At 65.9% G+C, this 19686-nt stretch carries 23 protein-coding genes; 8 read left to right on the top strand and 15 right to left on the bottom strand.

The features are described 5' to 3' along the window. Positions 1 to 4: 4 nt before the first annotated feature. Positions 5 to 385, bottom strand: a complete 381-nt coding sequence (locus ACH4EW_RS02500) for a VOC family protein (protein ID WP_398250281.1) — start codon at positions 383 to 385, stop codon at positions 5 to 7. 180 nt (positions 386 to 565) lie between these two features. After that, positions 566 to 1435 (bottom strand): LLM class F420-dependent oxidoreductase, encoded by an 870-nt coding sequence (locus ACH4EW_RS02495; RefSeq protein WP_398250279.1) that lies wholly within the window; start codon positions 1433 to 1435, stop codon positions 566 to 568. Positions 1436 to 1858: 423 nt separating this feature from the next. On the opposite strand from ACH4EW_RS02495, the gene ACH4EW_RS02490 reads away from it, so the two are divergent. From ACH4EW_RS02490 to ACH4EW_RS02480, 3 genes are all read left to right on the top strand, one after another. Next, on the top strand, positions 1859 to 2440 hold the full coding sequence (locus ACH4EW_RS02490) for a hypothetical protein (protein ID WP_398250277.1): 582 nt from the start codon (positions 1859 to 1861) through the stop codon (positions 2438 to 2440). A gap of 209 nt (positions 2441 to 2649) precedes the next feature. Further along, positions 2650 to 3192 carry an O-methyltransferase gene (locus tag ACH4EW_RS02485; RefSeq protein ID WP_398250275.1) on the top strand — a complete coding sequence of 181 codons (543 nt, stop codon included), beginning with the start codon at positions 2650 to 2652 and terminating at the stop codon, positions 3190 to 3192. A gap of 90 nt (positions 3193 to 3282) precedes the next feature. Then, on the top strand, positions 3283 to 3831 hold the full coding sequence (locus ACH4EW_RS02480) for a putative immunity protein (RefSeq protein WP_398250273.1): 549 nt from the start codon (positions 3283 to 3285) through the stop codon (positions 3829 to 3831). Between the two features lie 347 nt (positions 3832 to 4178). Here ACH4EW_RS02480 and ACH4EW_RS02475 read toward each other — a convergent pair whose 3' ends face one another. Further along, the gene (locus ACH4EW_RS02475) at positions 4179 to 4757 is read right to left on the bottom strand and encodes a winged helix-turn-helix domain-containing protein (protein ID WP_398250272.1); all 579 of its coding nucleotides are present in this window, start codon (positions 4755 to 4757) and stop codon (positions 4179 to 4181) included. 111 nt (positions 4758 to 4868) lie between these two features. On the opposite strand from ACH4EW_RS02475, the gene def reads away from it, so the two are divergent. Continuing rightward, a complete protein-coding gene (def, locus tag ACH4EW_RS02470; protein ID WP_398251245.1) occupies positions 4869 to 5531 on the top strand; it encodes a peptide deformylase in 663 nt (220 codons plus the stop codon). A gap of 129 nt (positions 5532 to 5660) precedes the next feature. On the opposite strand, the gene ACH4EW_RS02465 is transcribed toward def, so the two are convergent. Then, complete coding sequence (locus ACH4EW_RS02465) at positions 5661 to 5954, bottom strand: hypothetical protein (RefSeq protein WP_398250270.1); 294 nt, start codon at positions 5952 to 5954, stop codon at positions 5661 to 5663. Positions 5955 to 6065: 111 nt separating this feature from the next. Continuing rightward, positions 6066 to 7313 (bottom strand): RNA-guided endonuclease InsQ/TnpB family protein, encoded by a 1248-nt coding sequence (locus tag ACH4EW_RS02460; protein WP_398250268.1) that lies wholly within the window; start codon positions 7311 to 7313, stop codon positions 6066 to 6068. A gap of 31 nt (positions 7314 to 7344) precedes the next feature. Between ACH4EW_RS02460 and ACH4EW_RS02455 the strand changes: the two genes are divergently transcribed. After that, positions 7345 to 7545: a transposase gene (locus ACH4EW_RS02455; RefSeq protein ID WP_398251242.1), complete on the top strand. Its 201-nt coding sequence runs from the start codon at positions 7345 to 7347 to the stop codon at positions 7543 to 7545. Here ACH4EW_RS02455 and ACH4EW_RS02450 read toward each other — a convergent pair. Continuing rightward, positions 7509 to 7754 carry a hypothetical protein gene (locus tag ACH4EW_RS02450; RefSeq protein WP_398250266.1) on the bottom strand — a complete coding sequence of 82 codons (246 nt, stop codon included), beginning with the start codon at positions 7752 to 7754 and terminating at the stop codon, positions 7509 to 7511. The genes ACH4EW_RS02455 and ACH4EW_RS02450 overlap by 37 nt on opposite strands. 339 nt (positions 7755 to 8093) lie before the next feature. On the opposite strand from ACH4EW_RS02450, the gene ACH4EW_RS02445 reads away from it, so the two are divergent. Continuing rightward, entirely contained in the window at positions 8094 to 12458 is a 4365-nt protein-coding gene (locus tag ACH4EW_RS02445; RefSeq protein WP_398250264.1) for a S8 family serine peptidase, read from the top strand. Between the two features lie 44 nt (positions 12459 to 12502). On the opposite strand, the gene ACH4EW_RS02440 is transcribed toward ACH4EW_RS02445, so the two are convergent. From ACH4EW_RS02440 to ACH4EW_RS02420, 5 genes are all read right to left on the bottom strand, one after another. Further along, positions 12503 to 13534 carry a hypothetical protein gene (locus tag ACH4EW_RS02440; protein ID WP_398250262.1) on the bottom strand — a complete coding sequence of 344 codons (1032 nt, stop codon included), beginning with the start codon at positions 13532 to 13534 and terminating at the stop codon, positions 12503 to 12505. 163 nt (positions 13535 to 13697) lie between these two features. Beyond that, positions 13698 to 13961, bottom strand: coding sequence for a hypothetical protein (locus ACH4EW_RS02435; RefSeq protein WP_398250260.1), 264 nt, complete (start codon positions 13959 to 13961; stop codon positions 13698 to 13700). Between the two features lie 71 nt (positions 13962 to 14032). Next, the gene (locus ACH4EW_RS02430) at positions 14033 to 14485 is read right to left on the bottom strand and encodes a hypothetical protein (protein WP_398250258.1); all 453 of its coding nucleotides are present in this window, start codon (positions 14483 to 14485) and stop codon (positions 14033 to 14035) included. Between the two features lie 120 nt (positions 14486 to 14605). Continuing rightward, a complete protein-coding gene (locus ACH4EW_RS02425; protein WP_398250257.1) occupies positions 14606 to 14938 on the bottom strand; it encodes a response regulator transcription factor in 333 nt (110 codons plus the stop codon). A gap of 385 nt (positions 14939 to 15323) precedes the next feature. After that, positions 15324 to 15860, bottom strand: a complete 537-nt coding sequence (locus ACH4EW_RS02420; protein WP_398250256.1) for an ATP-binding protein — start codon at positions 15858 to 15860, stop codon at positions 15324 to 15326. A gap of 312 nt (positions 15861 to 16172) precedes the next feature. On the opposite strand from ACH4EW_RS02420, the gene ACH4EW_RS02415 reads away from it, so the two are divergent. Continuing rightward, on the top strand, positions 16173 to 17024 hold the full coding sequence (locus tag ACH4EW_RS02415) for a helix-turn-helix domain-containing protein (RefSeq protein WP_398250255.1): 852 nt from the start codon (positions 16173 to 16175) through the stop codon (positions 17022 to 17024). A gap of 11 nt (positions 17025 to 17035) precedes the next feature. Continuing rightward, entirely contained in the window at positions 17036 to 17227 is a 192-nt protein-coding gene (locus tag ACH4EW_RS02410; protein WP_398250254.1) for a hypothetical protein, read from the top strand. Positions 17228 to 17287: 60 nt separating this feature from the next. Here ACH4EW_RS02410 and ACH4EW_RS02405 read toward each other — a convergent pair whose 3' ends face one another. Genes ACH4EW_RS02405 through ACH4EW_RS02390 form a run of 4 tightly spaced genes read right to left on the bottom strand, consistent with a single transcriptional unit; the run spans position 17288 to position 19434 of the window. Continuing rightward, positions 17288 to 17938 carry an OmpA family protein gene (locus tag ACH4EW_RS02405; protein WP_398251239.1) on the bottom strand — a complete coding sequence of 217 codons (651 nt, stop codon included), beginning with the start codon at positions 17936 to 17938 and terminating at the stop codon, positions 17288 to 17290. Positions 17939 to 17946: 8 nt separating this feature from the next. Further along, the gene (locus tag ACH4EW_RS02400; protein ID WP_398250253.1) at positions 17947 to 18564 is read right to left on the bottom strand and encodes a hypothetical protein; all 618 of its coding nucleotides are present in this window, start codon (positions 18562 to 18564) and stop codon (positions 17947 to 17949) included. 31 nt (positions 18565 to 18595) lie between these two features. Beyond that, on the bottom strand, positions 18596 to 19204 hold the full coding sequence (locus ACH4EW_RS02395) for a pilus assembly protein TadG-related protein (RefSeq protein ID WP_398250252.1): 609 nt from the start codon (positions 19202 to 19204) through the stop codon (positions 18596 to 18598). Then, positions 19201 to 19434: a hypothetical protein gene (locus tag ACH4EW_RS02390; protein WP_398250250.1), complete on the bottom strand. Its 234-nt coding sequence runs from the start codon at positions 19432 to 19434 to the stop codon at positions 19201 to 19203. The genes ACH4EW_RS02395 and ACH4EW_RS02390 overlap by 4 nt, the downstream gene beginning before the upstream one ends. Between the last annotated feature and the right edge of the window lie 252 nt (positions 19435 to 19686).

Genomic DNA, 19686 nt, shown 5'->3' with positions numbered 1-19686 from the left:
GCCGTCAGAGCGGATTGAGGCGGGCCTTGAGCAGGCAGAATTCATTGCCCTCGGGGTCGGCAAGAACGTGCCACGGCTCCTCACCGGTCTGGCCGATGTCGGCCGGGCGTGCCCCGAGCTTCAGGAGGCGTTCGAGCTCGGCGTCCTGATCGCGGTCGGTGGCGTTGACGTCGATATGCAGCCGGGACTTCCCCGGCTCCGGCTTGTCCCCGCGGAGGAGAATGATCGTCGGCTGCGGGCCGCCGAATCCTTCGCGCGGCCCGATCTCGATGCAGTCGTCCCCTTCACGATCGAGCACTACGAAGTCCAGGACCTCGCACCAGAACCGCGCCAGCGCCTCGGGGTCATGGCAACCGAGCACGAGTTCACTGATACGACATGCCATCGACAAAACCAACTCTCAACGCGGGGACGGCCGGGGCGACCGCGCAGAACTCCTGAGGCTCCCCGCAGTGGCAGTGATCGAGACCGTACCGGGTGAAGCGATCAGGCGAAAAGGTTTTTTGGGGGGCGTCGCCTCCCCCGGCCGGGGTGCCACCGCGACCGGTTCGTTCCCGGTCCGGCGCTATCCGATCAGCGCGGTCCGGGGCGCGATGTGCTCGGCGACCTGGTGGGTGAAGCTGACCGGGTGCCGGTCCGGCAGCAGCTGGATCTCACTGATCCCCAGGCCCGCGTACGCCTCCGCATCCGCGAGGAACGCGTCGGGCTTGGACAGCACCGGGCCGTTGTACATCACGGTTTTCGCGATGGCGTCGTAGTCACGGCCCTCCATATCGCAGTGGGCGCGCAGCACATCGAGCTTGTGGGCCACTTCTTCCTGGTCGGTGGCGAACAGATTGCAGGCGTCCGCGTATCGGGCGACCAATCGCAGGGTCTTCTTCTCGCCCCCGCCGCCGATCATGATCGGCGGTCGCTCGCCGATCGGCTCGGGCACGCACAGCGTCTCGGCGAGCTGGTAATGACGGCCCCGGAACGGGCCGTTGTCGTCGCTCCACATCTGGAGGCAGATCAGGATCGCCTCCTCCAGCCGTTCGAACCGCTCGGCCATCGGAACCACCGGCACTCCGAGCCCGTACTGCTCCCGCTCGTACCAGGAGGCTCCGATGCCCAGCCTGGCCCTGCCGCGCGACAGCACATCGAGGCTGGTGACGATCTTCGCCAGCAGCCCGGGGTGCCGGTACATCACTCCCGTGACCATCAGGCCGAGCGTCATGCGCTCGCTCACCGCCGCGACATAGCCGAGCGTGGTGTACCCCTCCAGCATCGGTTCGTCGGCGACGGTCTGCCCGGTCTCCATCTGGAAGTAGTGATCCATCACGGTGAACGACGCGATGCCCGCCTGTTCGGCGATCCGCACCGACTCCGCGAGCGTCGGGGCGATGAGCGCGGGGTCTGCCGGTGTCGAGTAGTTCCAGTAGTGCAAGCCGAGCTTCACATCCGACCTCCGCAGGTCAAGGGAGAGCAGCAGGCCTGGTCAGCATCGCTGCCCCGGCCGAAGTGTTCAGGACTTGTGCGTGGCGTACTCGCTCCGCACCGCCTCGACGCTCAGCCTCCCGATTCACCCATTCGACTACTCTGCGCAGTCGCTCATCACGCTACGCGAGGTCGGCGTCATCGGCACTTCGGTGCGCCCTGCCGGGCGGACCCTGCGCTCATCAGCACGGGTACGCCATGGATGCCGGATGGATGCCGCTGGGCAATGCGGCTCGCGCGACACAGCACCGTTCCTGTCGCCCGACCGATGCATACGGGTCAAAGATGGGCCCTTCTCGGACGCGACTTCACCTCGCCGCCGACGTCGATGTCTCAAAGGACGTCTTCGACCTCGACCGTTCATACGCCTCCGGGGAGGAACCACGTGCGCGCACGCGGATCACGTACAAGCGTCCTGGCCGCGGCACTGACTGCGGCAGCAATCGCGGGAGGCGTCACAGCATCGGCGAACTCCGCTCCCCGGACACCGGCAGCGGCAGACCGGGTCCGGCTGTCCCGACTCGCGCAGAGCTACCTTCAGCAACGCGCCGACCTGGTGACCCGGACCGCCGCACGATCCCCCGACGCCGCCGAACCTCCGGCCGCGGCCACCCCGTCGATGCGGACGGAGTTACGGGCGGAGTTCGCCGCGCTGGTCCGTCAAGGCCGTGTCTACCAGCATGCCGACGGCGGGTACACCCGCGCTGCGGTCGACGTGACGGTGAACGATGCGGCCGAGGAAGGGGGCGTCGTGACACTGCGCATCACGGAGGACACCCGCCTCTACTACCCGTTCACACCAGCTCAAGTGGCGCAAGGAGCCCCGGAGCGCGAGGAGTACTCACTTCCCCACACACTGACCTTCGTCCGTGACCCTTCAGGGTCCTGGCTGCTCGCTTCGGACGAGGCCGAGCTGGGCGGCGGGATCGCGCCGAGTACACAAGTCGTCGCGTCCGGCGCGGCGTGAGCCGGACTGTGGTGCAGGGCGCTCTCTCACATGTGGCCGGGAAAGGCGCTCTTCTGCGACCCTGGCCACGGCTGCGGAGCGAAGCTGGTCGGGGTTGACAGCGGTCGGCTGCCCGGACGGTTGCGCAGTCGTTGACGTACGTGAATAGGGGGAGCATGTCCAGTTCTGGAACGGACGCTTATGCAGGCCTGACTGGCCTGCCTGATCTCGTGGTGGAGGCAGTCGAGCTCGCCAGGCGGCTGGACTTCCCGTCCTCTTGCCGTCCGGAACAGGGGCGCCTCCTGCACGCGCTGGCCGCCGGTGCTCGAGAGAGCATCGGGGAAACGGGGACCGGCTGCGGTGTGGGTCTCGCCTGGATGATTGCGGGACGTCGACCTGGCGTCCGGATCGTCAGCGTCGAGCGGGACGAGCGGCGCGCCGAGGAGACTGCCAAGCTCTTCGCAGACGTCCCCGACGTGGAGATCCTCTGCGGCGACTGGACCCGCATCTACGAACGCGGTCCTTTCGACTTGCTCGTCCCCGACGGCGGCGGCAACGGCAAGAAGACGTCCCCCGTGGATCCGGAGCGCCTGCTCCGTCCTGCGGGCACGATCGTCGTTGACGACTTCACCCCCATGACTCAATGGCCGCCGCTGCTCGACGGCCGGCCGGACGCCGCTCGTCTCGCCTGGCTTGAGCATCCGGCTCTGCTGTGCACAGAGGTGCGGCTGGCCCCGGACCTGTCGGCGCTGGTCGGCACGAGGCGGACGTGACCGCTGTCGCGCATCTCGCCGCCGCCGCTCAACAGCCCGAAGCCCCCGCCACCTTGCTGTCCAGCGCAATGGGCGAGGGAGGATGGAATTGTGGCAGGGGAAGCGAACGAGATCTCTCTGAGTAAGCAAGACCTTCGTGAGATCGCCGCGTTCGCTGCGGCGTGCGCCGAAGTGGTGCTCGAGGTATTCGAGGCCGATCAGCCGGACGATTCGCGGCCTCGGGACGCTATCGGTGCCGCGTGGGAGTTCGCTCGGGGTGGTGAGCGAGGGAAGTCTCTGCGCGACACCGCGTGGGCGGCCCTCAAAGCAGCCAAGAGCGCAGACACTGCGGCTGCGCGCGAGGCAGCTCGGGCAGCGATGGCTGCGGCGGGCGCCGCCTACTTGCATCCGCTGGCCAAGGCCACCCAGGTCAAGCACATTCTCGGAGCAGGCGCTCACGCGGCCAGAGCAGCCGAACTCGTCGCCGGCGACAATCCCGGCATGGGTGCCGAACACGTTGAGCGAGCGGTGCATCGTGCGACACCGATCGTCGTCGAGGTACTCAAACGCTTCCCGGCGGCGCCAGGTGGCGGTGGACGGGTTGGTGAACTGATCCGCATGCTGGACGCCGACCTTCGTTCACTCACGCTCACTGAATGACTTTCAGCGTCCGGATGACGCAGCCTCCTGACCAGGGGGCTCAGCCCCTTGGTCAGGCGTCGGTGGGCACGGGTTTCCTCGGCCGGCTGGGGTGGCGCCTACTCGCTGTACATCCAGGAGCAGTGCCGCCGCGAGTGGGATTCCTTCGGGGCCGTGCAGATCAACCTGGCGAGTGACCCGGTCCTCGGCATCGACCTCGAAGAAGAACCAGATGTCTTCCTCCTTCCAGTAACAGCGCATCCAACGCATGGGTGCCCATCCCCTCGGCACAGACGGCAGACTCTGGCGCCCGCGGTCTCAGCTTCGTGTCATTTCCTCGCCCCGGCGGGGAAACAGCTGGCGGCTTCTCAGTCCTGGTCCGCGTCGTCCGTTGCGTGGGGGAGCAGGGGGAACAGCCGGGTAATGAGGGCCACCGGTCGAGCGCTGTCGGGTCGGGCCAGGGGGCGTTGCTCGCGGTCTTGGTAGGGTGCGAGCGCCCGTCGGATCCTGCCCGCGACCCGGCTCATCTCTTCAGGAGTCAGATAGGCGACGGCGCTGAAGGCCTCGTCGTGGCGCCAAGCGGACGGCGCCTCATCGCGCTGGGTCAGCCATCGTTGCCAGCTCTCGTCCTCCAGCCCTCGGGCCAAGTCACCGAATTGCTCCTCCGCAGGCCCGTCGGCAGTGGAGGTCTGCTGCTTCAGACGCCAGGGGCGGGCGCGCCCCCCACTGCGGGGGGCTTCCTCGATGTATCCGTGGCGTGCGAGCTGCCGTAGGTGAAATGAGCAGAGCCCGGAGCTGTAGCCCAGTCGGGAAGCGGCTTCGGTCGCCGTGACGGCGCCGACTTCGGCGAGCAGGCCCAGCAGGGCTGTCCGGACCTCGTGCTCGCGCAGCTCTTCGCCCATGTTGCGCGTCTGGTCGTTCGGAGTGTTGACATCATCTTCAGTCACTTTGCAAAGTCTGTTACTTTGCAAAGCACTTGGCAAGCAGCGCTTGCTTGAAGGAATCAGGCTGCGGCGACATCCGCAGCATCTGTGGTGTGCACCGAAGGGGAGACAGCTATGTCTGTTCGTCACGAGCGATCCCGCCCCGTCGACCGGCGAGTCCGCCTGCAAGGCCGCCCAGTCGACTCTTATCCGGCTCTGCCGCCGGAGACAGAACGGGGTTCGGTGCGCCGAGTCACGGTGGTCGGTGAGGAGATCCTGAGTCATTCGTGCCAGGAAGTGACCGAGTTCGGTTGCCCCGAGTTATCGGCGCTGATCGACGACATGTTCCTGACGATGTATGTGGCCGACGGCGCCGGCCTGGCTGCCAACCAGGTGGGCGTCGACCTACGGCTGTTCGTGTACGACTGCCCGGATGACTACGGGATCCGGCATGTCGGCCACATCATCAACCCGGTTCTGGACCTGCCCGATCCGGGTAGCCGCCGGCTCGTTGACGACTTCGAGGGCTGCCTGTCCGTGCCCGGTGCCGCCATGGCTGTCCCCCGCACCGATCGTGCAGTCGCTCGCGGGTTCGACAAGGACGGCAATCCACTCGTCATCGAAGGGGCGGGTTACTTCGCCCGGTGTCTGCAGCACGAGACCGACCACCTCTTCGGTCACACGTATCTCGACCGGCTCTCCAAGCGGGATCGCAAGGACGCGCTGCGGCAGATGGAATACAACCGTGAGGGCGTCTTCACGCAACGCGCGATCAAGGCCACAAGCCTGGGCCGATGAGGCGCTCCCCTGCCGCCGACGGCACGTGCCACGACTCTGAGGGCACAGGATTCTGCGGGATGTTGACCGGCGACACAGGAGATAGAACTCAGCCGTCGGCCGGGACTCCGGTCTGACGGTGAGTCCTCCTCAGCCGAGCATCATCAACACGATCAGGACCCCTGCCAACTCCACCAACAACAAGAGTGATCCGTATCCGAGGATCTGGCCAACAGACCGAACTGGATGACCTGCATCCGCCCGCAGAACCGTAATGTGCGCGGCCAGCGCGGCCGGCATGGAGATGCAGTAGAGGGCTGACGCGTACAACAACCAGTCGAGGATGTCCTGCCATGAAATATACGCAGGTCCTCGTCCGTAGAAGGCCACAATCAGCAGCGTGCCCACTACGGGCGCCAGCACCAACGAGCCCGCGGTCGCCACCCACCACCAACGCCTTCCGCTGCCCCAACGCTCCCCCAGCCAATGGCCGAGGGCGACAGAAGGCAGTACGTACGCGGCGGATACCAACGAGCCGTTGACGTGCTTCCTGGCCTAAAGTCCAGGGATTCCGGCCTGGGTCGTGTGACCCTTCCGGGGGCTTCCTGCTTCAACGAGCTGTGCCGGGACTTTCGTCCTGGTCTTACCGGCGCTCTGCGAGGCGTTTAGCGTCTCCGCCCGTCCGGCGGCGACGATACGGCGTCCTTCGAACAGGACGTTGCGGGCTGCGTTGTGGTCACGGTCGTGCACGGTGCCGCACGCTCCGCACGTCCACTCCCGGACGTGCAGGGGCTTGGGACCGTCCCTGAATCCGCAGGCCGAACAGACCTGAGAGGACGGGAAAGCACGGTCCACCTTGACGAACGTGCGGCCGTGCTTGACCGCCTTGTACTCCAGCATGCCGACGAACGCGGACCACCCCGCGTCATGCACGGACTTGGCGAGCCGGGTACGGCCGAGACCGGACACCGCGAGGTCTTCCACATACACCGCTTGGCTGTCGCGAATGATCTGCGTGGATACCTTGTGGTGCCAGTCCCGGCGCCGGTCCGCCACCTTGGCATGCTGGCGTGCGACCTTGATACGGGCCTTGGCCCGGTTCTTAGATCCCTTGGCCTTGCGGGACAGGTCCCGCTGGAGACGCTTGAGTTTCTTCTCCGCCCTGCGCAGGAAGCGGGGGCTGTCGATCTTCCGGCCGTCGGACAGGACCGCGAAGGCGGACAGGCCGAGGTCGATACCCGACTCCGTCTCCACCTCGGGAAGGATGTCCGGCTCGGTGTCCACCACGAAGCTGAGGAAGTACCGCCCCGAACTGTCCTTGGTGACGGTCAGGGACGTAGGCGCGGCCGGAAGCCGACGCGACCATTTCACCTTGAGATCGCCGACCTTGGCCACATACACCGTGCCGTTCTCCTTCAGGGAGAAGGCGTTGGTGTTGAGGCGGATCGACTGCCGGGTGTCCTTCTTCGACTTGTACCGGGGCGGCCCGACCTTCCGGCCCTGCCGCTTTCCCTTGAGACTGTCGAAGAAGTTCTTGTAGGCGGTGTCGAGGTCCCGAAGGGACTGCTGCAGAACGACCGCCGACACATCCGCGAGCCAAGCCCGTTCCTCGGTGCGCTTGGCCTCGGTGATACGAAGCCGGGACAACTGGGCTGACGTCACATACGGCAGCCCCGCCGCGTGCGCTTCCTTCCGGTCACGCAAGCAGTCGTTCCACACCACCCGGGCGCACCCGAACGCCCGGTCCAGCGCACGGCGCTGGGCGGCATCCGGATAAGCCCGATAGTTGTAGCGAAGCTGCACAACCAAGACCCTACGACGATTGATCTCATGAATCAGGAGAACGACTACAGGCGAGGAGTTCACCGGCCACATCAACCGCACCATCACGCACGAGGCCCCGTGGTCGCCCTCGTACTTCTCGGCATCCTGCGACGGAACACCACCGGCGATCGTCCGTCAGTACATCGAGCAGCACAAACGCCCGCTCAGTGCAGGTCAGAGCAGCCCTGAAACGCATTCATCCCCGGCGTGAACGCCGGGGCCTTCTGCAAGAGTCTCGGTAAAGAGAAGAGCCAGCAGAGCCAGGGGCAGCACAAAGACTGACCTCACCTCCGGCACTCCTCCGAAGAGCGGCATCGCCAGAAGGAGACCAAAGCCCTCCACCCACAGCACAGCCATCGAGACCGACGACGGTGCGGCCCCCTGTTCCTGACGAATGTCCCCACGCAACAGTTGCGTCATCTCGCCCCCTGTTCGGCACTCATCATCGGGGACAGGGCCGACGCTGTCAGCTGCTCAGAATCGCGCGGGCGGTGAATGGAACCGATGGTGAACGGCTGCAGGTGCATGCAGCTGACCGTTCTGGGTCCGGCCCTCCTGCCGCGGTGATCTGCTTTCGGCACCGCAAAGGACCTCCTTCGTCGTCCCTGCGACCGTGCCGACAACAGGCGGGTTGATGCAGGCGGAATGCCGCCATGTCACAGATCCGCCGGGCCCGGCCCATTGCTGCGCACTGGTTCGGACTGCGAGATTCCGGACGGACTCGCGACCGAGCCGGGACATGTCATCTGAAGGAGCAGCGTGAGACGCAAGAGACCCCAACCACTCACTACGATCGGCGCAGCCGCATTGGCCGCTGCGGTCCTGATGGTCGGCCAGCCGACCATCGCCGCGGCAGCGACGGACAGTCCGGGGAACGACGGTCCGGGGACGAGCGTCCCGCGGGTGCCCTTTGCGGAGCCGTCGCAGGCGGCCGACGATCCGTATGAGCCGTCCAAGGACGACAAGGGATTCCAGCCGCTGGGCGCCACGGCGCCCGCCGGCAAGAGTTCGGAGAAGCTCGGCGCCCAGGACACCCAGGTGCTGCAGCAGGCGCAGGCCACCGAGGCCAAGACCGTCACGGTGATGCTGCTCGCCAAGTCGGGCAACACCAAGGAGGTGACGGCGGCCGTCGCCAAGGCCGGCGGCTCCGTAGGCAAGGTCGAGCCCGAGGTCGGCTACGTGCGGGCCACTGTCCCGACCGGCAAGGTCCAGAGCCTGGCCGCGCTCCCGGTGGTGAAGGCCATCGATCTGGACAAGACGTTCCGTGTGCCGAGCCCGGAGCTGGGCAAGGCCGTCAGCCCGGCCGGAGCCAAGGCGAGGGCCGCTCATCCGGCGGCGCCGGGCGCGACCACGCCGGCCGACAATCCGTATATGCCGGTCAACGACATCGGTGCCGTCGATTTCGTTGAGTCGCACCAGAAGTGGGACGGGCGTGGGATCACCGTCGGAGTGCTCGACACCGGCGTCGACCTCGATCATCCGGCCCTGCAGAAGACCAGCGACGGGCGGCCGAAGGTGGTCGACTGGGTGACGGCCACCGATCCGGTGACGGACGGCGACGGCACCTGGGTAAAGATGAGCAAGGCAGTGACCGGTCCCCGGTTCGACTACGCCGGGGCCACATGGACGGCCCCGGAGGGGTCCTTCCAACTCGGCCTGTTCTACGAGATGAGCACCACCTACAGCGATTTCGGTGGCGATCTCAACAACAACGGCACCACCACCGACAGGTTCGGCGCGCTGTACGACCCGCAGACCCACCGGGTGTGGGTGGATGCCGACAACGACCACGACTTCACCGATGCGCCGGCGATGCTGCCGTACGGCCAGCAGCGGCAGATCGGCCATTTCGGCACCGAAGATCCGGAAACCGCTGTCACCGAACGGATTCCGTTCGTCGTGGACTACCGCGACAACGTCGACCTGTCGCCGCAGGGCGGCGGCAACGTCGGCAAGACGGCGAACTTCGTGAACATCGGGTTGCCGTCGGGGTCGCACGGCACCCATGTCGCGGGAATCACCGCCGGCACGTCGTTGCTCGGCGGCGCGATGCACGGTGTGGCTCCGGGCGCGCAGATCGTCTCGTCCCGGGCCTGCACCTGGGGCGGCGGTTGCACACAGGCGGCGCTCACCGAAGGCATGATCGACCTGGTCGTCAATCGCGACGTCGATGTGGTGAACCTGTCGATCGGCGGGTTGCCTGCGCTCAACGACGGATCCGACGTGATATCCCAGCTGTACAACAAGCTGACCGGTCACTTCGGCGTGCAGATCGTGGTGGCGGCCGGTAACGAGGGCGCGGGCACCAACACCGTCGGCTCCCCGGCGGTCTCCTCGTCGGTGCTGGCCGTCGCAGCCTCGGTGAGCAAGGAAACCTGGTGGGCCAACTACGGTTCCAAGGTCGGTGCACGGCAGGGACTGTTCGGGTTCTCCTCCCACGGCCCGTCCGAGGACGGTGCGCTCGCACCCGCGATCAGCGCCCCGGGATCGGCGATCTCCTCGATCCCCGGCTGGCTGGAAGGTCAGCCCGTGCCGGAAGCGCGCTACTCGCTGCCGGCCGGCTACGGCATGGCGAACGGAACCTCCATGGCAGCACCCCAGGTGGCCGGAGCCGCTGCCCTGTTGCTGTCGGCGGCGAAGTCCCAGGACGTCGAATCCGGCCCGACGGCGCTGCGCGCCGTGCTGACAGGTACGGCGACACACATCGACGGAGTGCCGACCACCGCCCAGGGCGCCGGACTGGTCGACATCCCGGCCGCCTGGAAGCAGCTCTCGAAGGGCGTGCGGGTCGACAACTATGACGTCTCCGCCCCGGTGTGCACGGCGCTGTCGGGCAATCTGGCCACGCCGAACAGCGGCGCCGGGATCTACAACCGGTGCCTGCCCGGGTCGGGTGGGCAGCCGGTCGGGACCGGCAAGTCCTACCAGGTGACGGTGACCAGGACCAGCGGAAAGGCCGGAAGCACCAAGAGCCGGATCGGCTGGATCGGCAACGACGGCACGTTCCGTGCACCGAAGACCCTCTCGACGCGGCGCGACGCCTCGAGCACCGTGACAGTGACCGCCACTCCGGAGACGGCCGGTGTGCACAGCGCGATCATGACGATCGACGATCCGACGACGACCGGCATCGACCGGTTCGTAGCAGTCACCGTGCTGGCGGCGGATGCGTTGCACGGCCCGAAGTATCAGGTCAGCAAGACCGGAACCCTTGGTCGCGCCGAAGCTACGTCGTTCCTGGTCGCGGTACCGAAGGGCGTCGAGGCCCTGCAGCTGAACCTTGGCGGACTGGCCAAGGACAGCCAGGTGCGAGTCCTGCCCATCGATCCCGACGGGATCCCGGCAGACTCCAACGCCAGCAATCACTGCTTCACCGGATACAGCGATCCGGCCGGATGCGATCCGCGATCCAGGGCCGTGATGCGGCCGAAGGCGGGCATCTGGGAGTTCGTCGTGGAAGCCCGACGCACCTCCGAGACCGCCGAGAACCCCTTCGCCGCATCGGTTTCGTTGCAGGGAATGTCGTTTGCGCCGGACGTGACGACCTTGCCGTCGGCCACCGTGCACCAGAAGGAGTCGGTCGAGTTCACCGGGACGAACACCTGGGGCACGGCGAAGCTCAAGGCCACCGACGGTGAGCTCGGGTTCGTCCGGAACCTGTTCTCCACCGTCGACAACGGACAGCTCACGGCGAATCGGGTCGACGTGCCGCGGCAGTCGACGCGACTGGACGTGAAGTTGACCCCACGCTCCGACGATGCCGATCTCGACATGTACATCATCGGACGCCGCGGCCTCGCAGCCACCAGCATGAACATCGGCCCGGGCGTGGAGAGCATCGTCCTGGACAATCCGGCACCTGGCACCTACTACGTGGTGGTGACCGGCGCCAACGTCCCGTCTGGCCCGGTGACCTTCGACTATCACGAGGAGATGTTCTCCCGCGGCATCGGGACCATCACGGCCCAGTCCGACAAGGCGTTCCGGCTCAAGCCGGGACAGTCGATGCCTCTGGCCGCCGACATCGACCTGAGCACGGCCACCCGGACGAGCGAGCCGGTGATCGGCCGGGTCCGAGTGGCCAACACCGACGGCACCGTCGTCGGCGCGGCGAAGGTCAAGATCAACAAGGTTGTCGCGCCGAAGCTGACGGCGGTGAAGTGGGAAAAGCCTTTCGTCGGTGCCAAACTCACCAACAGCGGCGTCGTCGCGGGCGATCGACAGTTCAACTACAAAACGACGCCGACAACCTGGACCAAGGAGACCGGGTTCACCGACCTGGCCCTGGGGACGGCGAAGAGCGGCTCGGCGCTGGACATGAATGAGCGCCGGGAAGCGGCCGGCATACTCTCTTACCCTGGCGGGGGAGGCACCCGTCCGACCATGTGGGCGGCCGACGGCAGTGTGACGGACCTCGGTCTGCCGGACTGGCGGGAAAAGGCCTACCTCAGCGGGTTCGCCACCGGCATCAGCGACAGCGGGACCGTCGTCGGGTTCGCGGACCTTCAGTACCGGGAGAACGGTCAGGGACACACCTACGTGGACCCGTTCAGCTGGACCAAGAGCGGCGGATACGCGAAGCTGGCCCACCTGTCGGACAACACCACGCAGACCCAGCCGAGAGCGATCAACGCCCAAGGCACCGCGGTCGGGTCGTCGCTCACCGCTGAGGGTCAAATGCGAGCCGTCACCTGGAAGACCTCAACCGGGAAGATCACCGATCTCGGCACCCTTCCCGGGCAGTACGACTCGGTTGCCCTGGGCATCAACGCGGTCGGCTCGGTGGTCGGCTCCAGCGGAGACGACGCGTTCGTCTGGACGTCGGAAGCCGGAATGAAGCGCTTGCCGGACTACGGGTTCAACGCCAAGGCGGAGAAGATCACCACCGACGGCTGGATCCTCGGCACCGTGGAACTGGCGCCCGACGCCGAGGTTTCGGCGATGTGGGATCCGCAGGGCCGGCTCTGGGATCTGTCGGCGATGATCCCCGGGGACGATTGGTTCCAGCCGCTGTACAGCTTCGGCATCAACGACAACCACGATCTGATGCTCTACGGCGAAGGCGGGCCCAACCGGGCCCCGTCGAGCTCTGTCCTGCTGCACATACCGGAGCAGCTCTCCTAATAGCTCCTGCGTAGCGACCGCGACCGTGGCCGGCCTGAGGCGACTCAGAGCCAGCCACGGTCGCGTGCGTACCAGCCGAGCAGAATCCGGGAGTCGGTGCCCGCCAGATTCATCAGATGCCGCACCCGGCGTTGCACGGTCCGCAGGCTGACGCCGAGCCGAGCCGCCACCGCCCCGTCGGTGTGCCCGGCGAGCAACAAGGTCAGCACCTTCCGATCCATCGGATCGCCCAGGTCGTCCATCGACGCCGGATACGGCTCGAGCCGCCGCCCCGGCGCCTCCCGCAGTTGGACCGAGCGCTCCCACAACGACTCGAACAGTGTCGCCAGGGATGTGAGCAGACCGCCGGGCCGCACCACCGCCACCACGTCGTGGGACGGGCCGCCGTCGTCGAGTTGCACCAGGGCCAAGGAGTCGTCGGCGATCAGCAATTTGCTCGGCAGCGTCTCGGCCAGCCGGATCTCCTGGCCGCGGTCCAGGGACGCCAGCAATTCCTTCTCGGTCTCCGGTTCGTCGAGCAGCGACCGCTCGATGATCACCCGTTCGACCAGCCCGCGGCCCGCCAACTCCTTCTCCTGCTCCGTTTCGGCAACACCGATCACCCCGAACGGCGGCTTGGCGAACAACCGCAACTGCTGCTCCGTGGAACGCATCAGGTGATTGACCCAGCCGCCGATGTTCGCCCGCCCGCGGACCACCTCAAGACCGCGAAACTCGTGCTGGTTACGGATTGCCCGGTGCTGCTCGGCGAGTTCGTCCAGCGCCGAGCGAGCCATCCTGGCCTCACGTTCGCTGTTGGCAACCAAGTCGCCGAGTGCGAGCAACGGGGAGACAGCGGTCAACATGCCACCGCTCTTGCCGACCAGGCCGCGGGCGACGAGTGCCTCGATAAGGGCTGCAACACCGTCGACGGTCATTCCGGTCGCCAGGGCGAGCTCATCCGGCCGGATCGCCGGCTGAGCGACAATCGCCCGGTACACGGACTCCATGGCCCCCGTGAGGCCGATGCCGGACAACGACCCCCGCCCCACTGGTCCCGGCCCCAGCGGGATCTGCACGGCGGAGTCGGCACCCATGGTGCTCCACTGTATCCCCCCGGAACCGGCGGGCTGCGTCGGCGTCGCACCAGTGATCGCCGTCGGTGCAACGCAGCTCCTCCACAAGCTCGACGGCCGGGCTCCGTCGAAGACCGTCGCCACGCTCTGTACGACGCAGCGTCGTTTTCCCACGGCCAAGGAATCAGCCATGGTTTACCCAGAACACGGCGCCCATGATCAAGAGGATTCCGCAGCCGAAGACCGCACCGATCCCAGGATTTCTGCGCTGCGCGACGGTCCGGCCGAGCATTCCCAGGACCGGAATCCAGCCCGCAGCATAAACGATCCAGGCGCTTCTCTGCATTAATGGACTGGCATCCACCTTGAACAGCACCCACGCCACGAATACAAAAAGCGCCGGCGCGGCCCACAGGTTGCGCTCGATCACTTCCTGACGTTCCGACAACGAAATCCTCCTGGATCGATGAGGGCGCACCCCCTCCCTTTTAGAGGGGACGCGATCCCTCCACGGCTGTACTAGAAGTTGCTGATTAAGTACGAGATGACCTCGTCGATCACGTAAGCGGGTGCAGCCTTGATGGCCCACTTCAGCGGATTCCAATTGGACAGACTGTCAACCCACTTCTTGAAGGCCTTGCGTCCCTTCTTAGCGGCCTTGATCGCAGCCTTTCCGTACTTGCTCTCGACTATCTTGTTGACCAGCTTCTTGGCCGCGCCACTAATGCCCTTCGCTCCGGCATCGGTCTGCACACCAAGGGATGCCGAACCGGCATCAGCCGACGAGCCGACGCTCGTCGCACCGGCGGACAGTGCGACACCGACCGGGACCGCCCGTACGGCCGAAGCGGAAGGCGCGACCCTGGAACGGCTGGCGTCCGCCGCCGATGCAGCCGACGCTGCGGGGGCCACAACACCGAGCGCGAATGCCGCTGTGAGTGCGGCAGCGGTCATACGCATCTTGTTGTGCATCAGTACTCCTCCTGCTCACCAGGAGGCACGGCGATTCAAGAAGCGTTACGTAAACCACCATGCCCTGGCCGGAATTTCCGGCTGGTGAGATGGAGTTTCCAACGCTCTTGGTGATTCCCACTATTGGACCTTGGGGAGGTGACCCAAAGGGCATTGTCCTGCAGGGCAGATCAGTTCGTGATGGGCATAGGCGAACAATGCGGCTTCCAGCCGGGAAGACACGCGGATTTTCCCCATGATGCTGGTCAAATGGGCTTTTACAGTACGCTCCGCGATGCCGAGTCGCCGGGCAATCACTCGATTCCCCGCAGCTCCCCCCACCAACACGAGAACCTGGCGCTCACGGCCGGTCAAAAGCGGAGCCCCCGCCGGATCACCGGGCACGACACCTACCCCTGCGCTTGCTATGACATGCGGCTCTGCACCCGTTTCCAGGGCATCCTGCGTGGTCAAAGCAGATACACCTCCCCCATGGAGCGCCACGAACGGCGCTCCACTCACCCTAAGGCATCCGTTCGCGCCAGGAAAGGTGAATGCAAAACCGCCCGGAACATATCCGGCATCTGCCGCATCGCCGGTATCGACTGACCGGAAACCAGGGGTTGGATGCCTAAAACCTGGCCAATTTTCATCCACTCTAAAATCCCTTCACTGCTTTGCAGCAAACAGGTCGGCGTGCGTGGCCAGCGCGGCCGGCATGGAGATGCAGTAGAGGGCTGACGCGTACAACAACCAGTCGAGGATGTCCTGCAATCCCTATGACCCGGTGGCGATTCACGAGGCACCCGGTCGACGCATCCTCGGGGTTTGGCGGGGCACAGTCCCCCGATCGGGAATGTCAGCGGGGCAACGCCACCCAGGACTTGATGCCTAGCTGCGGCGGCGGAGCCTCGCAGGCACCCCACTCGCCGCCCCAGTCGTCCACCACGGCCGCGAGCAACCACAGCGCCCGCCGACGCCGCGTCTCACAGAGCGTGGCCACGTCAGGGTTGAGGTGGCGAGGGTGCTGGTCCCAGACGACGAGACGGAGCGCGTCGTCACGGTGCCGCAGAGATACGTAGAGCTCCTTGCCCGGGCTCATCCTGCTAGTGACGGCGATGAGTTCGGCCGCAGCAAGCGTGGCCGGCCAGATGTACGGGGCGAGCCCATGCACCTCGAGAGCGGCGGCAATCGCGGTGCGCCCGATGAACGCGCTACGGACATCGCCCGGCAGCGTGAAGCTCATCGTGAGGCCGCGCGCGGAGCGGCCCTTGGAGCGCAGGTAGGGCTGTGGGTACTGCCGCGAGTCGGGTTGCGGGCTGCCGAAATGCGGATACGGGACCGGCGTACGCGCCTCGGTGGCAGCTGGACAGAGTGCGGCGCGAGATGGGTGCATGGCTGACTCCCCTGATACGGGTGGCGAGTTGGCGGTTTCTCTCTTTCGCGTGGGCGCGCACGAGTGGCTCTTTTGCTGCGGACGAGCAGTGGCCTGTCTCCCTGACGCGGGACTGCCCCTCCCAGGGCAGGAGGTTGCGGGCAGGACCACGCGATGCACTTCCGGCTCGTCGTCGCTGTGTGAGCGGTGCGTTACTGAATGTAGGGTGCGGTGGGTCATATTGGCCACCCAAACCCGAGAAGTTGACCCTTGCGTGGCTCAAGATGCCCTCCAGGCGGCAGACTTCACGGACAAGGTCACGGAAGGACTGACATGGCATCGCGAACGTCCCCGACCGAACGACAGAAGCGCCTGGGGCGTGAACTCCGGAAGATGCGGCTGGCTGCCGACATCTCCGCCGAGGCTGCTGCCGGGCTTCTCGGGGTAGACCGGTCCAGACTCTCCAACATCGAGCAGGGCATCCGAGCGATCAGCGAGGACCGACTGCGCACTCTCGCCCGCGCGTGCGAATGCCAGGACCAGGCGTACATCGAGGCACTGGCCGGCATGGCGAAGCCTGTGAAGCGGGGCTGGTGGGAGAGGTATCGCGACTCACTTCCCGAGGGGCTCCTCGACATCGCCGAGTTGGAGGCAAACGCTCTACGGATGCGGACCGCTCACTCCGTACATATCCCGGGAATCCTTCAGACCAGCGACCACGCCCTGGCTGTCTTCCGAGTGGTTGTCCCCGCCCTCCCGGAGCACGAGGTCGCCCTGCGGCTGGCTCACCGAGTGGAACGCCAGCAAGTCCTGGAGGGAACCGCCTCACCTGAGTACGTGGGAGTCATACACGAGGCCGCACTACGCATGCAGTTCGGCGGTCGAGCGGTTGCCCGCGCTCAGCTCGACCACCTGCTCGCCGTCTCCGAAAGCCGTCACATCACGCTGCGTGTCATCCCTTTCGAGGCGGGCGCATTCCCCGGTGCGGGGCAGACGGTCAACTACGCAGAGGGACCCGTACCTCAGCTGGACACAGTTCAGGTGGACAGCACCCATGGTCCCGAATTCCTGTACGAGCATGACCAGTTGGGGAAGTATCGTTCACACCTTGACTGGATGGAGCGGATCGCGCTGCCGCCCCAGGATTCGCGGGGATTCATCCATGACATCGCACGTCATCTCTGAGGGGAGTCATCATGCAGGACGTCACGTGGGAACAACCATTCTGCGGCGAAGGCGCCAGCTGCTACCGCCTCGGGACAGACGAACGGGGTAACAGCTACATCTCCGTCGCCGGTTCCGAGGAGCACTTCCTCACCGACAGCCGCGAGGCGCTTCAGCAGATGATCCGCGACATCAAGGCCGGCAAGGCCGACCACCTGCTGTAACGGCAAGGGCCCGGCACCGCGACGCGCTCGCGGTGCCGGGCCCCTGTGGGCGCGGATGCCTCAGGAAGCGCCGCCGCGCGGGAAGGAGACCTCCACGCGGCGGTTCTTCTTGCGGCCCTCCTCCGTGCTGTTGTTGGCGATCGGATACTGCTCGCCGTAGCCGCGGATATCAAAGCTGACCGTCGATCCCAGTTCCTTGACCAGCACCGATTGCACGGCGTTGGCGCGCTGCTTGGACAGCACGTCACCGTGAGCCGAGGAACCGAGGTTGTCGGTGAAGCCGAAGACGCGCACCTTGGTGGCGTTCTGCTTCTTGATCTCGGCGGCGATGGCCGCGATACGGGAGTTGGCGGCGGAGCTCAGCTTGGCGCTGTCCTTGCCGAAGAGGACTTCGGCCTGGAGCGCGAACTTGACGTTCGCATTGCTGTCCTCGCGACGCTCCTCGCCGCCCTCGTCTTCGACAACCTGGATGATGTCGAGAACCTTGCCCGGTGCGAGAGTGCCGCCCTCCGGCATCTTGAGGTCAGGGTCGTTGCCGTCCACCTTGACGGGCGGCTCGGAAGAGGCCTCGGTGCCTGGCGGCACGCTCGGGCCGTCATCAGCCAGAGCCGTGGTCGCGCCGAAGACAGTGGTGCCGGCCAGCAGTACTGCCACAGCGATGGCACGCCCTGCGACATGGTGTCGCTCGCGCCGTGAACGAACGCATTTCATGTCGGCCATCACCCAGAAATCTTCAGCGAGGCAGTGGCGAACGTCGGCAGCGTGAAGTCGACTTCAGTGGTGGTTGCCGGCGGCGCCGGGAACTGCATGAAGACAGAGACCGACTTTCCGGGCTGAATCGCTGTCAACCCGGTGGTGCAGAGGCATCGTCCATCCGTGTCCCGAAGAATGTAGTAACGCTTCTTGCCGACCTTGTCCACAAGTGTCGCACCTGCTACGGAATTCGGATTCTTGGCCACGATGGTGCTCTCGTTGCCCGACCACTGGCCGCCACTCTGAATGCCGTCTCCGTCATTCTTGATCAGGCCGCTGACGGTGACGAACCCGCCACTGTCGCGCTTTACCTCATTGACGACAAGAGTCAGCCCATTACGGCCATTGACCTGAGCGAGTTTTACATTCGGGTCCACATTGTCACCGGCAGCCGTGTCCTCCTGCTTTGCGTCCTTGTCCTCTCCCGAGGGCTTGGACGAAGCGGAGGATGGCGACGAACCAGCTTCATCGGTCTTTCCGCCACCGCCATCGGTGCCGCACCCAACGACAGTCAGGGCCATTGCCGCCGCCAGCGAGACGGCTGCCACAACCCTTCGGGATCTGGTGGAGTGCCGAATGCTCATGGATTCTGAATCCTTTACTCGTCGTTCGCCATCAATTGTCGACCAGGTGCACGTCGTAGAGAATCTTGCTCACCTCGGACCAGGGCGGGGGGTTGCTCGGCTCGATTTTGAGGAAATCATTGCCGCACCAGAAGAAGAACATGTCCCGGATGCCGTCGTTGTTGTAGTCGAACGACGTCCATTCACAGCGAAACTTGATGACAGCGGTGGCCGTGGCTTTCGCGCGCGTCCTCTCCGAACCGGGAAGCACCGTGGAGTCCACCGGCTTGCGGCCCTCGACCTCGACCTCGATCCGGTCCTCGCGGCCACGGGGGAACTCGCGGCAGCCCGAGTTCGTGACATCCGCCTGGTTCGCGGCGGCAAGACTCTGGGCCGCAGGGCAGCCCACGACCGGGTGACTCCGCAGGTACGCGGCGAGCAGGTCCTTGGGTAGCGAGGCAAGGAACCCGGCCTCGAAGTTCTCACGCGCCTCGTTCGCCGCAGCCAGAGCTGCCGCGTCCGCCGCCCCCTGGGCCCCGTTACGCAAGGCCGATGCCTTGCCGACGGCAAAGAACGCGAACACGAGGAAGAGCAGGCCCGCCACCATCATCATGTAGATGGGGAAGGCCTGCCCTGCATCGCGGCGACTGCGCTCGATCACGTGCCCGAGGTGATGGAGCTCACAAGGCCCTGGATCCGCTCCGAGATCGCGCCGCCGATGCCCGTCGCCATGATCGCGCCGATGATCGCCACGACGACCAGAATGATGCCCAGGTACTCGAACGCCGTCTGGCCGCGGTCCTTGGCCTCGTAGCGCTTCTGGATCGCGCTGACCGCCGTGTTGGCCCAGCCGTTGACACGCACGGCGGTCTTCAGGGTGATGTTCGACATGAAATTCCCCTCCGGGTTCGGCCGACCGGTAGTCGGCCGACTCAGACGTTTTCTGGGCGTCGCCTGCGGTACCGGCTTCCTCCTGGCCGGTGCCGCTGGCGACGTGAGAAACATACGGTGACGCACCTTGCTCACCGGAGGGTCCCAGGACCCATTCCCGGGCCCAAAGCATCAGTTGGGCCTCTGCCAGTACGTGCTGGGCCCCACGCCCCGCGCGTACGACCACGACCCCACGGCCGGCCTCGCTGCGAC

This window comes from Streptomyces sp. NPDC018000, from assembly GCF_044328025.1.
GTDB lineage: Bacteria > Actinomycetota > Actinomycetes > Streptomycetales > Streptomycetaceae > Streptomyces.
This window is presented reverse-complemented; position numbering and strand designations above follow the sequence as displayed.

Coding starts and splice junctions, on each gene's coding strand:
- ACH4EW_RS02500 (WP_398250281.1), bottom strand. CDS start 385: ATGGCATGTCGTATCAGTGAACTCGTGCTCGGTTGCCATGACCCCGAG.
- ACH4EW_RS02405 (WP_398251239.1), bottom strand. CDS start 17,938: ATGAAATGCGTTCGTTCACGGCGCGAGCGACACCATGTCGCAGGGCGT.
- ACH4EW_RS02390 (WP_398250250.1), bottom strand. CDS start 19,434: ATGTCGAACATCACCCTGAAGACCGCCGTGCGTGTCAACGGCTGGGCC.
- def (WP_398251245.1), top strand. CDS start 4,869: ATGTCTGTTCGTCACGAGCGATCCCGCCCCGTCGACCGGCGAGTCCGC.
- ACH4EW_RS02420 (WP_398250256.1), bottom strand. CDS start 15,860: ATGCACCCATCTCGCGCCGCACTCTGTCCAGCTGCCACCGAGGCGCGT.
- ACH4EW_RS02400 (WP_398250253.1), bottom strand. CDS start 18,564: ATGAGCATTCGGCACTCCACCAGATCCCGAAGGGTTGTGGCAGCCGTC.
- ACH4EW_RS02415 (WP_398250255.1), top strand. CDS start 16,173: ATGGCATCGCGAACGTCCCCGACCGAACGACAGAAGCGCCTGGGGCGT.
- ACH4EW_RS02410 (WP_398250254.1), top strand. CDS start 17,036: ATGCAGGACGTCACGTGGGAACAACCATTCTGCGGCGAAGGCGCCAGC.
- ACH4EW_RS02440 (WP_398250262.1), bottom strand. CDS start 13,534: ATGGGTGCCGACTCCGCCGTGCAGATCCCGCTGGGGCCGGGACCAGTG.
- ACH4EW_RS02450 (WP_398250266.1), bottom strand. CDS start 7,754: ATGACGCAACTGTTGCGTGGGGACATTCGTCAGGAACAGGGGGCCGCA.
- ACH4EW_RS02430 (WP_398250258.1), bottom strand. CDS start 14,485: ATGCACAACAAGATGCGTATGACCGCTGCCGCACTCACAGCGGCATTC.